Source organism: Psychrobacter sp. CMS30 (genome assembly GCF_904846565.1).
In the GTDB taxonomy this organism is placed as follows: domain Bacteria; phylum Pseudomonadota; class Gammaproteobacteria; order Pseudomonadales; family Moraxellaceae; genus Psychrobacter; species Psychrobacter maritimus.
On the sequence record NZ_CAJHBF010000008.1, the window covers coordinates 39,242 to 55,653 of the forward strand.

A 16,412-nucleotide genomic window follows, 5' to 3' on the forward strand; every position below is an offset into this window, starting at 1 on the left:
GAATTCAACTAGCCTCGACGCCATGTATGATATTTCTCAAGCCAGTTTAATACTTTTTCAGGTGCATGATTGCGTTTCCATTCACCAGCCGCGTATTTATTACCCTCCGCCCACGTTGGATACATATGGATAGTGCCAAGTATTTTATTTAGCCCTAAGCCATGTTTCATCGCTAGTATAAATTCCGGCATGATGTCTCCAGCATGCTCAGCGACGATGGTCACGCCGAGTATTTTATCTTTACCTTTAGGGGTAATTACTTTGATAAAGCCATCGTTGGCGCTTTCTGTCACCGCACGATCTAAATCTTTAAAGTCGTAGCGGGTAATCTCAAAGTCGATGCCTTTTTCGATAGCTTCTTGCTCATTTAAGCCAACGCGTGCGACTTCTGGATCAATAAAAGTTGTCCATGGAATGACGCGGTAATCTACTTTAAATTTCTTTAGATGTCCAAATAAACCGTTCACGGCAGCGTACCATGCCTGATGGGAGGCCACATGGGTAAATTGATAAGGGCCGACGACATCACCTGCGGCGTATATATTGGGGTAGAGCGTTTCTAGATAGTCATCGGTCTCGATGGTACGCTCCGTTTCAATCCCTAATGTTTCTAAGCCATAGCCTTCTAAGCGCGCACTGCGTCCAACGGCACAAAGCAATTCGTCATATTCAATAGCGATTTCTTGCTTATCTGTACCGCTTTTTTTAACTGTACTATCGCCTTGCGGTTCAACGATAATAAACTTTTTACCATCGCGAGCTTCACAGCGAATTGCTTGATGCGAGGTTAAGACATTTACGCCACTCTCGACGAGTACTTTCTGTGCAAATTCAGAGACTTCCACGTCTTCTTTTTTCATGAGACGCGCGCCTCTCTCAATCTGGGTCACATTGGAGCCTAAACGTGCAAAGGCTTGCGCCAGCTCAGAGCCGATTGGCCCGCCGCCAAGTACGACCAGTTTTTTCGGTGCTTCTTCTAATTCGGTAAACTTATTCCATATGGTGTCGCTGGTCACATAGCCGGTTTCTTCCAAACCGGGCAAGTCTGGTACAAATGGACGCGCGCCAGTCGCGATAACGATGGAGCGTGCGGTTAGTGTTTGCGTGCCGCCATCGTTTAGCGCAATCTCTACCGTCCATGGGTCGATAAATTTAGCGTAGCCTTTTAACACTTCGACACCCAAGTCCGTATAACGCTCGACGCTGTCATTTGGCGCAATATCAGCGATGACTTTATGGATACGGCTCATGACATTTTTGAATGAAAACTCTGGTGGCGTATTGTCTAAACCATAACGCTCAGCATGGCGCATTTGTTCAGCGACTTTCGCGCTTTTAATCAAAGCTTTACTAGGTACACAGCCATAGTTTAAGCAGTCGCCACCCATTTCGCCCGCTTCGATTAATGTCACTTTTGCTCGGACGGTCGCTGCGATATAGCTGGTCACTAAACCACCGGCACCAGCGCCAATCACAATCATATTACGGTCGAATTTTTTAGGTTTGCTATAGTTTTTATAGACGCGGCGCTTTTTTAGCATATTTAATATCCCTTTTGCTATTAATGGGAAGAAACCTAACAACGCAAATGAGACAATTAAATTAAACGATAAAATCCCTGACAAGCTGTCAATTTGCGCCAGTTGCGTACCGGCATTAACGAATACAAAGGTGCCTGCAAGCATACCAACTTGGCTTACCCAGTAGAATGTCCTCGCCTTAATTGCGGTGACGCCCATGAGTAAATTAATCAAAAAAAAGGGAAATATCGGCACCAAGCGCAGGGTGAATAAGTAAAACCCGCCTTCTTTTTCAACGCCAGCATCAATGGCTGCTAAGCGTTCAGGAAAGCGCTGTTTGATGGAATCGCGCAGTAAATAACGGGAGGTTAAAAAGGCGAGTGTCGCGCCAATACTGGAGGCAAAGGATGCGACCAGTAACCCTTGCCATAAGCCAAATAACGCCCCAGCTGCTAAGGTTAAAATAGCTGCACCCGGTAAGGATAGGGCGGTGACGACGACATAAAGCAAAAAGAACCCACCAATAATCAACAGCGGTGATTGAGCTTTGTAGTCATTAAATTGCGCCATCGACCCTTTTAAGCCGTCAAGCGTCAATAATTGATTTAGGTCAAAATAAAAAAAGCTTGCCGCTAATATCAATATTAACAGTATTAAAAATATTCTTTTAATCATGAAATGTCCGGCTAAATAGTGGGGCAAAGGGTGCAAGGGATAGAATTTAAAAAGTATTGTTTATAAGCATCTATAGATGTCATTAGTCTTACTATAATCTACTTTTTCATTACGGGTGGTTATATGTTACTTTTTAGTTATATAGATAGACACCATATTGTTGAGAATGACTGGCGGCTTTTTTAAGCTTAGAAAGGTTAATCCTGAGTCCAAAATTTGCTATGTTTTGAGTGATTGCTCTATTAAAAGCGTAAGAAATCCACTAAATATTGTATTTATGAATTGTAATGTTTTTTGAGCGATTGTTCAAATTATTATGATGTTTTTATGATGCTAATAGCATGTGAGCGTTAGATATGGCTGTGTTAGTAGGCTAACGCAGCGCCGCAGCATAAAAATTAGTATGGCAAATAGCCAAAGCGGTATGTTTACTACTAGGTAGGTTATTGGCTAGCTGCATCCAACTTATTTAAAATGATTACTTCAACTTTGTCGCTAATGGTCTTTAATTCCAGTCCGAAAGCATCCACGCGCTTGTTCATTTCTTCTTCTTCATCTTCGGTCACAAGATCAGTTCTAAACTCTTCGATTGTGACTAATCGTTCTCTCAGAGAGTTTTTAATTAGCCCTAGCTCATAAACTGACAGTTCCGTGTCATCACGCATCGTGCATCTCTTATCTTCAAAAGGATTAAGGAGTATTTTCCAATTACAGCATTAGGAGGCTAATTACACAGTTAAAAGTGAATCAACTGTACATGATTTTAGGTATACAAGTGTACACATCTGTGATTAAACCTGTCAATCCACAAATTGGAATATACAACACTGTAAAATGCACCTATTTCATATAACCAATACCCCTAAATCCCTAAAAGTTGAGGTAGGTCGAGGAAACCGCAGCGATATTAAATGATGAGACGTAAACAGAAACAGGGCTTAGCCCGATGCGAGACGTAGGGCAATATCTATAACAGCAATTTTTAAGCAGTGATTGACGCTGTAAATAAGGATCACTGTTATTTATAAATCATTAATTAATGGAAATTTCAATAATATAACTATTTAATAGTGATAGCTATTTGGGAATATGCAGCTTATAACCAACACCAATTTCAGTGAAGAAATAACTAGGTCTAGAAGGGTTGTCCTCTAGTTTTTGACGTAAATTTGACATAAATATGCGTACATAATGCTCTTGGTGGTTGTGGCCTTTTCCCCAGACTTCGTTTAGCAGTTGCTGATGCGTCATGACCTTTTCGGCGTTTTTAATGAGTACGGTCAGTAAGCGATATTCAATCGGGGTTAAATGAATGTCTTCACCGTTTTTCTTGACTTGGCGTTGTGCCAAATCAATAGTGACATTGCCCAATTCTAAGACAACCGGTGCCTCATAACCGGCTTGCCAGCGGCGCATCTGGGCGTTGACCCTAGCGATTAGCTCGCCCATGCTAAAGGGTTTTACCAAATAATCATCGGCACCTAAATTTAAAGCTTTGATTTTATCTTGCTCGTCACTGCGCGCCGACAGTACTAAAATGGGCAGCGATGACCACGCTCTAATGTCTGAGATGACATCGCAACCATCCGCATCTGGGAGACCTAGGTCTAATATCAATAAGTCTGGACGGCGAGAGGCGGCTTCAATTAACCCGCGTTGCGAGCTATCGGCAGCGTAGACTTGATAGCCTTCTTGCTCCATCGCTGATTTGATAAAGCGGGCAATATGGGCTTCGTCTTCAATGATTAAGATGGTTTTCATGGTAGGGTATTTGCTACTTATAGGGGAAGCTTGAGGCAGTAATGAAATAATGAAGTAATAACTGCGCCCAAGTTTCTAATAATGTTGAAAAAACTTATCTTATGAGTTTTCTGAGCTGGTAGCTATATTTGTAGTTATGTTTGCATCTATATTTGTATCTATCTGAGTCGTATTTGATGTGAATTTATCATCAAATATATCTAGATTTTCTAAAGGCTGCCATGGTAGCACTATAACAAATTGTGCGCCGTGCGGTTGTATATTGCTCGCGTTTAGCGTGCCTCCTAAGTGCTGGACCAAGTCTCTACTGAGCGCCAGTCCCAATCCTAATCCTGTTGTATTACTTTCACTATCACCGCGGGTAAAACGTTCAAATACTTGAGCTTCCATCCCTACTGGTAGCCCTTGACCGTTGTCGGTTACCGTTATTTGGTAGCTTTGCACGGTTTTATTATTCTGCAGGTTTCTATTATTCTGCAGGTTTTGAGTGTTGTGCTGATTAGTGAGTGTCGCTTGAATGGTGATAGTTGCATTGTCTGAGGTGTAATTAATCGCATTGGTCAGCAGGTTGTTTAAAATCCGCACCAAAATTAATTCATCGGTATAAATAAAATCGACAGCACTGGCCACGTCTATCTTGACTTGTCGATTCTGTAGATACGGTTCGAGTTGGCGTATATTACTACCGATAATCTCCTCCAAGCTTACCCATTGCTTATTGAGTTTCATACCGCCGGATTGCAGCGCCACATAATCTAAGATATTGATGACCAAACGCTGAATGACATTGGCTTGCTGTTCGATGTCGATAGCAAGCTGCTTTTGTTCAGCAGGCGCTAGGTTTTGGCTGGCAAGACAAGCCGCCAATCCTGATAGCACGGTAATTGGTGTGCGAATATCGTGAGACAAGGCGGATAACAGCGAGCCGCGCAGGCGTTCTGACTCTACTTTGATAAGGGCATTTTGTGCAACTTTGGCGTAATAGACGCGCTCTAAAGCTAAAGTAATTTGGGCGATAGCGACATCGAGGGTACGTTGTTGTTCCGGTTGATTAAAATTATCGATGTCGGTTGGCATCAGTGCCAATACCGCCAGTACCTGACTTGAGGTCGCAAGCGCCCGATATTGCATAGGATTGGCGGCCAGCGTATGTGTCGCTAGACCCGCGCTTTCTTTATGATCAAACACCCATTGGGTCACATTCCAATTAAACTCTGAAGGAATACTCGATTCTGAGACGACAGTCAATTTACCATCAGCATTGGGCATCGCTATGAGCGCTTTACTAGCGATATGTTTGGTTAGCCAAATAATGGCTTGGTTGATGATTTCTTCATTTTTGCGCGCCGCACTGAGACTTTGTGCCAAATGACTCATAGAGATCGCTTGTTGCTCACGTCTACGGGCATTTTGCGCCTGAAAACGCAGCCCAACCGCTAAGTTATTAATAATCAATGAGACGACAATCATCACCGCAAAGGTGACTAAGTACTGCACATCGCTAACGCTAAAAGAAAGCTTGGGCTCTACAAAAAATAAGTCGAAGCTGATGACGCTTAAGAGCGCTGCAAAGATGCCTGGGGCGCGTCCAAAGCGAACCGAGATGAACACAATGACCAACAAATACAGCATCACCACATTGGCTAAATCAAACCAGCGAGTGAGGGCGACTAGGCTGACGGTGACGAGCGTACAACCTAAAACGGCCATCAGATAACCGATGCGATTGTCTTTAGAGGCTAGGGCGGCCATATCCCAAGTAGGCAGTTGTCGTTTGCTACGGGGGCTTTTTGTCTGTTTGGCTTGATTGACCAATATCAAGTCTAAATTGATATCCTGCTGTGAGATCTGTTTGACCAATGATTGATCATAATAAAACCTAGAGTGATTTTGCCCGATAATAATACGTCCAATATTAAATTGATGGGCATAACTGACCAAGCCTTCAGCGACGCTAATGGCGCTGATGATTTCTGTCTTAGCGCCCAACTCATCTGCTAAGCGTAATGCCTCTAAAATACTTTGCTTATTTTTGGACAGCTCATAGGCATTTCGCGGTGTCTCGACATAGATAACATACCACTGCGAGTGTAAGCTGCTGGCGAGTCTGGCGGCATGACGAATAAGGCGCTCGCTATGCGCGCGCGTACTGATACCTACTAATAACTGATCGGTGGTATTCCAGATAGATGAAATACGCGATTGATTGCGATAGTCTCGCATATCGGCATCGACTAGGTCAGCAGTTCGGCGTAATGCCAGCTCGCGAAGGGCAAGCAGATTGCCCTTTCGAAAGAAGTTTTCTATCGCGTGCTTGGCTTGGCTTGGGATATAGACTTTGCCGTCATGCAGTCGAGCCAATAGCCCATCGGCTGGCAGGTCGACCAATACCACCTCATTGGCCTGATCAAAGAACCAATCGGGGATGGTTTCTTGTACCACCACCCCGGTGATTTGATTCACCACATCATTCAGGCTTTCTAAATGCTGAACATTGACTGTGGTATAGACGCTGATACCTGCCTTTAATAACTCCTCAACGTCATGCCAGCGCTTTGGGTGTCTGGAGCCTGGGATATTGCTATGAGCCAGCTCATCAACCAATAAAATATCTGGATGCCGCGCCAAAGCCCCATCAATATCAAACTCCGCCAAGGTTTGCTCTCGATACTCAACCTGACGTAACGGCAGGATTGTCAATCCATCTAACAATGCTGCTGTCTCGCTACGGCCATGAGTTTCTACGATGCCGACTAAGACATCCAGTCCATGCGCTTGATCTCGATGGGCGGCAGAGAGCATGTCATAAGTCTTGCCAACGCCTGCTGATGACCCAAAGAAGATTTTTAGTTTACCTCTGCTGCGCGTATTTTCTTGCTGCTTTATTTGCTGGAGTAAATCCTCTGGATTGGGGCGCTGCTCACTCATGCTGATGCTCACTGCTGATTAATGGGTTGACTCATTTAACGACTGCCATCTCATCTAAGGCTAAGTTGACCGCCAATACATTCACGCGCGGTTCGCCGAACAGATTGAATTGTCGCGCTTCTGTATGCTCATCGATGGCTGTTTGGACTTGTTCAGCACTGATGCCACGTATACGCGCCACTCTGTTGATTTGCCATTCGGCTGCCGCCGGTGAGATGTGCGGATCTAAACCACTGCCTGACATGGTGACCAAATCAAGAGGGATGGGCGCGGTGTTTTGTGGATCAGCGGCTTTTAGTCTTTGTACTTGCGCCTCGACAGCAGTGACCAATTCAGGATTTAAAGGTCCCAAATTACTCCCCGAAGATTGCGCGGCATCATAACCGTCTCCCGCTGCTGAGGGGCGCGTCCATAAATACTCTGGCTGATCAAAGCGCTGACCGATAAGCGCAGAACCCACTAAGCTGCCATTGTGTTCTACCAAGCTGCCATTGGCTTTATCCGCCATGGTCACTTGGGCAACGCCGGTCATCAATAAGGGATAGCATAAACCTAAAATGAGCGCCAAGGCTATAAATAATGATAGCGCGGGCTTGAGCATCGGCATACGGGCAGCACTATTGTCCAATATAGAGTTGTCCAATTTAGAAAAGTTGTTTCCATCCGCCTTTTTAACATCGGCTTGTTGGTATTTAGAGTCAACAGGATCAGCTTGTATAGACTTACTAGATTGCACAGATTTATTAGGTTGCGTAGATTTATTAGGTTGCATAGTCGTCATCCGTATCGTTGGTTATACCAAGTGCAAGGCATTAATGAGCATGTCGATTACTTTGATACCGACAAAGGGAAGAATCAGCCCACCCAAGCCGTATATCAGCAAATTGCGCCGCAATAGATTGATGGCAGAATCAGGTCTATAAGTCACGCCGCGCAGCGCCAGTGGAATGAGAAACACAATAATCAACGCATTAAAGATAATAGCCGATAAAATCGCGCTTTGAGGGCTGCCTAGTCGCATAATGTCCAATACCCCAAGCGCAGGGTAGGTGCTGGCAAAGGCGGCTGGAATAATGGCAAAGTACTTGGCGATATCGTTTGCTAAGCTAAATGTCGTCAGTGCGCCGCGAGTCATGAGCATCTGCTTGCCGGTTTGCACCACTTCAATCAGCTTGGTCGGATTTGAGTCCAAATCGACCATGTTGGCGGCTTCTTTAGCCGCTTGAGTACCACTATTCATAGCGACAGCCACATCTGCTTGCGCCAGTGCCGGTGCATCATTGGTGCCATCGCCAGTCATGGCGACTAGCTTACCTTGACGCTGATAGCTGCGTATTCTCTCAAGCTTTTGCTCAGGGGTTGCCTCCGCCATAAAGTCGTCGACTCCTGCTTCGGCAGCAATGGCCGCCGCCGTCAGAGGATTATCGCCCGTAATCATCACGGTGGTAATGCCCATCTTGCGCAGCTCGGCAAAGCGCTCTTTTATGCCGGATTTGACCACGTCTTTAAGCTCGATGACGCCAAGCAACTGCTGGCTATCGGCGACCAGTAGCGGCGTACTGCCACGGCGCGCGACTTCCTCTACTTGTTGCTGTAGATTAGTAGGTAAGATGCCGCCTTGTGCTTCTACCCATTTTACGATTGCATCAAACGCCCCCTTACGGATATGGCGCTGATCAATATTGGTGCCACTCATGCGCGTTTGTGCGGTAAATTCAATGGTGTCAAACGGCTTTGCTTTCCATGTATTTTCATCAATATCAAAACGGCTTTGGGCAAGCTTGACGATACTGCGACCTTCTGGTGTCTCATCGGTCAATGAGCTGATCAGCGCTACTTCCGCAAGCTGACTTTCTGTCACCCCGTGTGCGGGTATAAATTGCGACGCTTGTCGATTGCCATAAGTAATCGTGCCAGTCTTATCAAGTAGCAAAACATCAACGTCGCCTGCTGCTTCTACCGCGCGTCCAGAGGTCGCGATGACATTGGCCTGCATCATCCGGCTCATGCCCGCCACGCCAATCGCTGATAACAAACCACCAATGGTCGTTGGTATCAAGCAGACCAACAGCGCCACTAAGACCACAATCGATATCGGCTCGCCATTGCCCGAAGACAATACGGCAAACTGTGAAAAAGGCAATAAGGTCACACATACCAGCAAAAATATCAGCGTTAGCGCCACCAATAAAATGGTCAACGCTATCTCATTTGGCGTTTTAGTGCGTTTGGCACCTTCTACCAAGGCAATCATACGATCCAAAAACCCTTGTCCAGGAGCTTGGGTGATACGTATCATTAACCAGTCAGACAACACCTTAGTGCCACCTGTCACCGCATTAAAATCGCCACCACTTTCACGAATCACCGGTGCAGATTCACCGGTGATTGCCGATTCATCGACGGATGCTAGACCTTCTATGACTTCGCCGTCAGCAGGAATGATCTCGCCTGCATTGACCAGAACGATATCATCTTGCTTAAGCTCAGTTGCCTGAATCATGGTAGGTACAGAATGCCTGTCAGTGCCCGCAAGCCTGCGAGCTTGAACGTCTTGACGCGCCTGTTTTAGACTGGCGGCTTGGGCTTTGCTACGTCCTTCGGCTAATGCTTCTGCAAAGTTTGCAAACAGTAGGGTAAACCATAGCCAAAAGGTAATGGATAGGGTAAAAACAATGCCAGCTTGCCCTTGAATCAACATTGTAATGGCTAAGATACTGGTCAGTAGCGAGCCGATATAAACCACAAACATCACCGGATTGCGCCATTGCACTCTTGGATCAAGCTTAAGTAAAGCGTCTTTTAAGGCGGGCTTGATCAAAGCAGGGTCAAGGAGGCCTTGCGCTGGTTTTTCGGGTAAGTTTGAATGATTGGGGTCTTGCTGCGACTGTAAATTTGCAGCCTGTGTATTAGTGTCTGATAAAACGCTCATGTTTTTTATTCCTCACGTAATCATAAAATGGGTCGATTCACTATTGGGTAGCGAGTCACGTTATTAGTAATAAGTTAACTAACTAACTAAATAACTAAATAACGACTCGTTTAATGCTTGCCTATACTTAATCGGCTAGCCTCCCAACATCCAAATCTGCTCTATGATGGGTCCGAGCGCTAAAGCAGGGACAAAGGTCAGGGCGCCAATCATCAGCACTGTGCCGACCAAAAGCCCGACAAATAATGGGGTGGTGGTTGGCAAGGTGCCGCTATTAACCTCTAATCTGGGTTTCTTGGCCAACGATCCTGCTAAAGCCAGTACCGGAATAATGACCCCAAAGCGACCAACCAACATCGCCAGCCCAAGCATGGAGTTATAAAACACAGAGTTGGCACCCAAGCCTGCAAAGGCAGAGCCATTATTGTTGGCCGCCGAGCTAAAGGCATAGAGCACTTCACTAAAACCATGAGCACCCGGATTGAAGATACCGGCTTGCCCACTGGTCGTCATCACACTAATAGCGGTGCCTACTAGCACCATCGTTGGCGCGGCCAATAAGCCCAAGACCACCATTTTCATCTCAAACGGTTCGATTTTTTTGCCAAGATATTCGGGAGTACGGCCAATCATCAGCCCCGATATAAATACCGCCAAGATGGCAAATAGCAGCATACCGTAGAGACCTGCACCCACACCGCCAAACACCACTTCGCCCAATTGCATTTGCAACATGGTGCTCAGTCCACCGAGGGGCGTAAATGAATCATGCATGGCGTTGACCGCTCCGCACGAAGCGGCAGTGGTAATCGTGGCAAACAATGACGTGGCAACAATGCCGAAACGCACTTCTTTGCCCTCCATGTTGCCGCTCACACTCGCATCGGTAAGGCCTTGAACTTGTGACGCCAACCAAGGGTTGCCGGCAAGCTCGCTGCTGACAGTCAAAGAATACATCGCTATAAACAAGACCGTCATAGCACTTAAGATAGCGATACCTTGCTTTAGGTTGCCGCTTATTTTGCCAAGACAAAAACAAAGCGACGTTGGGATAAGGAAAATAGCCAACATTTGGATCAAGTTAGAAAAGGGGGTGGGATTCTCAAACGGATGAGCAGAGTTGGCATTAAAAAAGCCACCGCCGTTGGTGCCGAGCATCTTAATCGCTTCTTGCGAGGCAACAGGGCCCAAAGCAATCGTTTGCGACTCACCTTGTAGAGTCTGCACCTCGGTATACAGGGATAGCGTTTGTATGACGCCTTGGCTCATCAACAGCACGGCTATAATTGCCGCTATCGGCAGCAAAATATAAAGATTACAGCGCCATAAATCTATCCAAGCGTTACCCAGATGCGCGCTCTTTTTAAATACCAGACCACGCATTAAGGCAAAAGCCACCACGATACCGGTTGCAGCTGATAAGAAGTTTTGCAACGACATACCCATCATTTGGGTCAGGTAGCTCATGCTACTTTCGCCGCCGTAAGCCTGCCAATTGGTATTGGTGATAAAACTGATGGCGGTATTCATTGCCAAGTCCCACGTGACGCCTGACATATTGGCAGGGTTTAGCGGCAAGTGTCCTTGCACCAACTGCAACACAAATAACCCCAATAATCCAATGAGGTTAAATAGCACAATGGCGCCAGCGTACTGCTTCCAATTCATACCAAAAGCAGGGTTGCCTTTGGTATCTTGACCGATCATACCCAGCGTCGTAAAAATACGGGATTCAAGCCGAGAGACGGGGGCTTGCATCCTTTGCAGCAGGTAACCTGATAGAAAATACCCTAAAGTAAATAGAATGATTAGATAAATAATCAGCTGTGATAGCGCATATATTGTCATTAAAATGCCTCCGGTTTAATCAGTACATATAACAAATAGATGAATAAACCAAGGGCTAGAAACCCTGCAAAAACTTCCATGACACTCTCCAAAAATGCACAACGAACCATGAATAATGAAGATCAGCGATGGTTAGACTGATCTTTTATTACTTCTTTATTGCTTACTTCTTAATAGCAACAGTATGCCGAGAGAGGTATAAAAGTGTTGTCAAGATAACGCGGTGGGGTATAAAGAAAGTATAAAGATGTGCAGTGTTAAAACGTAAGATGAGCAGAAAACCTTAGTTTTTAAGGCATTGTTTGGATGTTTTTTAGAGTGCGGATATGGCTATAGGCTAGCAATATATTTGGTGGGAGCTAATAAAGTGGCTTCACCTTAAAACAGATACAGTGCGACTGTGATAAATTTTCCGTAGCCTCTGTGATAAAGGTTATAGCTAGCACGCTTAGCACTAGCTATATAAATCATTGATACTATTGTTAATTTTATTAACTGAGCTCTTTTGCAATTTTGACCAAAAGAATTCTTGCAGACAGCATTTCTAACACAGTAAAAGTATAACCTTCGCTGCTGACGTGTTCATTCACTTGCGCGATGCCATCGAGTTTAAAATTGATATAGCCACCGATGGTCAGTTGCTCGGCATCTGCCAAGAGGTTTGGCTCATTTAGTTCAAGGCGCAACTGATCCAAGCTAATAGTGCCCTCAGCTATCCAGTGGTCTTCTTGTTTAAAAATCACTAACGTCTCATCTTCATCAGGGAATTCACCAGCAATCGCTTCAAATAAATCCAAAGGCGTCACCAGTCCTGCCACTTGCCCATACTCATCGACTACGATGGCCAAGTTACCTTTGGCATTCTTGAGTAAATTGATAAGACGCAAATTATCAATGGTGTCAGAGACAAAAACGGGCTGCTGCTTGCTGAATAAAGGCGTTAGAGCCAGATGGATATCGTTAGGTTGTTTGTCGAGTGCCGCTAAGATATCTTTGGCCCGTACGACGCCGAGCACCTTGTTTAACTGTCCTTGGCAAATAGGTAATAAGCTGTGCGGCGTGGATAATACTTGCTCGCGAATCTCGTCTAGACTGCCTTCGATATTCACCCAAGATATCTCTGAGCGCGGCGTCATGATGGTTTCAACATCACGTTCGCCAAGCGCCAGCACCCCACTAATCATGTAGCGCTCTTCTTCTGCAAAAGGGATGGTCTGTACTGAAGTATCGTCTTCTGTGAGCGACTCTTCCTCGTGATTAGCGGTTTTGCCGCCCATCAGTCTTAAGATATTGTCTGCGGTTCGGTCGCGTAGCGGAATGGCGCTCTCATATTTCGTACGGTTACGCTGCATGAATTGATTAAAGGCTTCAATAATAATAGAGAAACCAATGGCGGCATATAAGTAGCCTTTTGGAATGTGAAAGCCTAAGCCTTCAACGATCAAGCTAAAGCCGATCATAAGTAAGAAGCTTAAGCATAAGATAACGACAGTTGGGTGCTTACCAACAAAATCCGTTAAGGTTTTGGCGGCCAAAACCATTACCGCCATCGCCACAATAACCGCGGCCATCATCACTTCTAAATGCTTGACCATGCCGACTGCTGTGATGACCGCATCAAACGAGAACACGGCATCTAGGATAACGATTTGCGCAACGACCGCGGCAAAGCCTGCGTAGACTTTGCTATTATTATTGGTCTCAAGCTTGCCTTCTAGGCGCTCATGTAGCTCAAGCGTGGCTTTGAGTAATAAAAAGAAGCCACCGACTATCAAGATCAAATCCCTGACGGATAAATCAAACGTGCCATAACTCACCACAGGTTCAGTCAAAGTTATGAGCCATGACATCACAAACAGCAGGCCTAAGCGCATAATGAGCGCGAGTCCAAGACCCAGATTGCGCGCTTTGCTGCGTTGGTGCGGGGGCAGCTTATTCGCGAGAATGGCAATGAAAACGAGATTATCAATACCTAAAATAATCTCAAGACTAACCAGTGTGAAGAAACCAAGCCATATCGAAGGATCGCTTAGAAGCTCTATCATTTAATTGAATACTCTCTATTAAAAAGGTTTAGGGGCTGTTAATACGTTCATGATTGAAGCGTAATAGTGATTGTTGTGATTGTTGTGATTGTTGTGATTGTTGTGATTGTTGTGATTGTTGTGATTGTTGTGATTGTTGTGAATTTTTAGACTTAAGCGCAAATTTTATATTTAACATGTTCATGGTACGTTTACTGAACGCTGATAAAACGATTGTATAGAGAAAATACTAGAATGACATTATATTAATTTTGAACGCTTATAGTACCAAGCATGATAAATGATTAATGTCATCTCTTCTTTAGAAATACTCCCAAATTAATATCTATTTTCAAGATAAAAAACACTCAACTTGGTTGGGTGTTTTTTTGTATTTTTTGTTGTATACAGAATACAGAGGACAATTACCATTGTCATATTTTAAGACATTGACATAGGTTGGTTTCATCTCTACCATACGCTCACTAATAGACCAGTTGTTATAATTTTAAAAAAGGGTTTGGTCATGAATAAAAAAGTAAAATCAAAGGACGTTCTCATTGAGACGGCATCACGTCTTTTTAAGGTACGGGGATATTGCGGCGTGGGGCTTAACGACATCATTGAAGAGAGCGGGATTCCCAAAGGCTCGCTATATTATTACTTTCCAGAAGGCAAGGAGCAGTTGGCCATTGCCGCGATTGAAAATACCAAAAAACTGGTGATGGAAGATATTAAGCAGGTCTTTGATGCTACTCCTAATCTAGCTACTGGCAATCTAATCGAGGCCTTGCAAGCTTATGTCTATGAATTATCGAAAGTATTCGGTGATGGTGGTGATCCGATTGGTTCTCCGATTGGCACCATTGCTGGAGAAAAGCATTCTACAAGCGAGCCGATCCGATTGGCGTGTGAAGCGACTTTCAAGGATTGGCAATCTCTTTATACAGAGAAGTTTGTTGAAGCAGGCTATCCTGAGCAAAAAGCCACCAGTTTAGCCACCGTTTTCCATGCACTGACGGAAGGCGGCATCCTGCTAGCGTTAACGATGAAAAGCGGCAAACCACTGGAAACAATCGCAGAGCAAATCCCTTCATTATTTATAAAATAATTTACTGAGAAATACCCACTTAGCGTATCAAAAATTGATTCTGTTAATAATCATAGAGAGTTTTAATGTCTAGCCTTGCAATGGAACAAAGTCAAACCGGTATCAAACCAATCCCAATTTTAATCGCCTTTTTAATCGCAGGGTTCGTTGGATTATTTAGCGAAACAGCTTTAAATATGGCGCTTGGCAATTTAATGATTGAATTTGATGTCGTTTCTTCGACAGTACAATGGATAACCACAGGTTATTTATTGACGATGGGGATACTTATTCCCGTGTCCGCACTACTCATTCAGTGGTTTAGTACTCGGCAGTTATTTGTGGCATCATTGCTGTTTTCCATTGCCGGCGCGATAGTCTCTGGTATGGCACCCACTTTCAGTGCACTGCTTCTAGGCCGTGTCATTCAGGCAATCGGCACCGGCTTATTAATCCCGCTTATGTTCAATACCGTATTAGTGATTTTCCCTATTCATAAAAGAGGGACCATTATGGGGTTGGTTGGGCTGGTGATGATGTCAGCACCGGCTATTGGACCGGCCACTGCGGGGTTAATCATTGAGGTCTTGAGTTGGAATTGGATTCTTTGGTTACTTATTCCATTTTTGCTTTTTTCATTGGTACATGGATTGCTTTTTGTACAGAATGTTACGACTCTGACAAAACCCAAAATAGATGTGCTTTCAATCTTGTTATCGACGATTGGCTTTGGTGGCATCGTATACGGCTTTAGTGTCGCAGGACACAAAGGCTGGGGCAGTCCAGTGGTCATTAGCACCCTGATAATTGGCCTCATGTCTCTGATCATATTTTCATCAAGACAGTTTAAACTCGATAAGCCCATGTTAGATTTGCGCACTTTAAAATATCCTATGTTTACCTTAGCCTTATTGAGTGTTTCGGCGACATTCATGATTATTTTATCAAGTATGATTCTATTGCCTTTATACTTACAAATTGGTCTTGGCTTAACAGCGCTTACGGCCGGTCTTATACTGATGCCAGGGGGGCGCATTAAATGGTGTTTGTCTCCAGTCGCAGGGCGTGTTTATGATATGTATGGTCCAAAATGGCTACTGACACCGGGCTTTATCATCATGATTATCATGCTGTGGTTGCTATCGAATGTGACTACCGAAACTACTATTCCTATGGCCATCTTTTTGCATTCAGGTCTTATGATTGGTGTGACATTCATTATGATGCCGGCGCAAACCCATGGTCTAAATGCGCTACCCAAAAACCTATATCCAGATGGAACCGCGTTGATAAACACCTTACTGCAAGTATCAGGCTCAATCGGAACCGCGCTTGCCATCACGATAATGTCTACTTCGCAAAATAACTTCTTAAAGACGGTTGCCGATCCATCAGATCCGTCTTTAGTAAGTACGTCATTGACCGCTGGGGTACAAACGGCGTTTATTTTGGGCATTGTCTTAGCGGTTTTCGGGCTGATGATATCGTTTTTTATCAAGTCACCAAAAGCTGATTAAGATAGCTACAAGTAACGTATCACCATTTATCATGACGCCAATAAAAGACGTCATGATAAATGGTTTAAAATGCATGAAAATCATTAGCTTACGCGCTTAGAATTTAGGTTATTATAA

General features: G+C 44.6%; 11 protein-coding genes. 2 read left to right on the plus strand and 9 right to left on the minus strand.

The window, feature by feature from the left end; all coding sequences use genetic code 11:
• Nucleotides 1-8: 8 nt before the first annotated feature.
• From JMX94_RS05840 to JMX94_RS05880, 9 genes are all read right to left on the minus strand, one after another.
• Nucleotides 9-2,195, minus strand: a complete 2,187-nt coding sequence (locus JMX94_RS05840) for an FAD-dependent oxidoreductase (RefSeq protein ID WP_201564074.1) — start codon at nucleotides 2,193-2,195, stop codon at nucleotides 9-11.
• A gap of 443 nt (nucleotides 2,196-2,638) precedes the next feature.
• Complete coding sequence (locus JMX94_RS05845) at nucleotides 2,639-2,860, minus strand: hypothetical protein (RefSeq protein WP_201564076.1); 222 nt, start codon at nucleotides 2,858-2,860, stop codon at nucleotides 2,639-2,641.
• Nucleotides 2,861-3,272: 412 nt separating this feature from the next.
• Nucleotides 3,273-3,956 (minus strand): response regulator, encoded by a 684-nt coding sequence (locus JMX94_RS05850; protein ID WP_201564077.1) that lies wholly within the window; start codon nucleotides 3,954-3,956, stop codon nucleotides 3,273-3,275.
• A gap of 99 nt (nucleotides 3,957-4,055) precedes the next feature.
• Complete coding sequence (locus JMX94_RS05855) at nucleotides 4,056-6,884, minus strand: DUF4118 domain-containing protein (RefSeq protein WP_201564079.1); 2,829 nt, start codon at nucleotides 6,882-6,884, stop codon at nucleotides 4,056-4,058.
• A gap of 31 nt (nucleotides 6,885-6,915) precedes the next feature.
• Complete coding sequence (gene kdpC / locus JMX94_RS05860) at nucleotides 6,916-7,656, minus strand: potassium-transporting ATPase subunit KdpC (RefSeq protein ID WP_201564081.1); 741 nt, start codon at nucleotides 7,654-7,656, stop codon at nucleotides 6,916-6,918.
• 21 nt (nucleotides 7,657-7,677) lie between these two features.
• A complete protein-coding gene (kdpB, locus tag JMX94_RS05865; protein WP_201564083.1) occupies nucleotides 7,678-9,816 on the minus strand; it encodes a potassium-transporting ATPase subunit KdpB in 2,139 nt (712 codons plus the stop codon).
• A 135-nt stretch (nucleotides 9,817-9,951) separates the two neighbouring features.
• Nucleotides 9,952-11,664: a potassium-transporting ATPase subunit KdpA gene (gene kdpA, locus JMX94_RS05870; protein ID WP_201564084.1), complete on the minus strand. Its 1,713-nt coding sequence runs from the start codon at nucleotides 11,662-11,664 to the stop codon at nucleotides 9,952-9,954.
• Nucleotides 11,664-11,774, minus strand: a complete 111-nt coding sequence (gene kdpF, locus JMX94_RS13570; protein ID WP_201564086.1) for a K(+)-transporting ATPase subunit F — start codon at nucleotides 11,772-11,774, stop codon at nucleotides 11,664-11,666. Before kdpF ends, kdpA begins: the two co-directional genes overlap by 1 nt.
• Nucleotides 11,775-12,155: 381 nt before the next feature.
• Nucleotides 12,156-13,709, minus strand: coding sequence for a TerC family protein (locus tag JMX94_RS05880; RefSeq protein WP_307843722.1), 1,554 nt, complete (start codon nucleotides 13,707-13,709; stop codon nucleotides 12,156-12,158).
• A gap of 505 nt (nucleotides 13,710-14,214) precedes the next feature.
• Here JMX94_RS05880 and JMX94_RS05885 point away from each other — a divergent pair.
• Nucleotides 14,215-14,799 (plus strand): TetR/AcrR family transcriptional regulator, encoded by a 585-nt coding sequence (locus tag JMX94_RS05885; RefSeq protein WP_201564088.1) that lies wholly within the window; start codon nucleotides 14,215-14,217, stop codon nucleotides 14,797-14,799.
• Between the two features lie 65 nt (nucleotides 14,800-14,864).
• Nucleotides 14,865-16,295, plus strand: a complete 1,431-nt coding sequence (locus JMX94_RS05890) for an MDR family MFS transporter (protein WP_201564090.1) — start codon at nucleotides 14,865-14,867, stop codon at nucleotides 16,293-16,295.
• The last annotated feature ends 117 nt before the right edge of the window (nucleotides 16,296-16,412 follow it).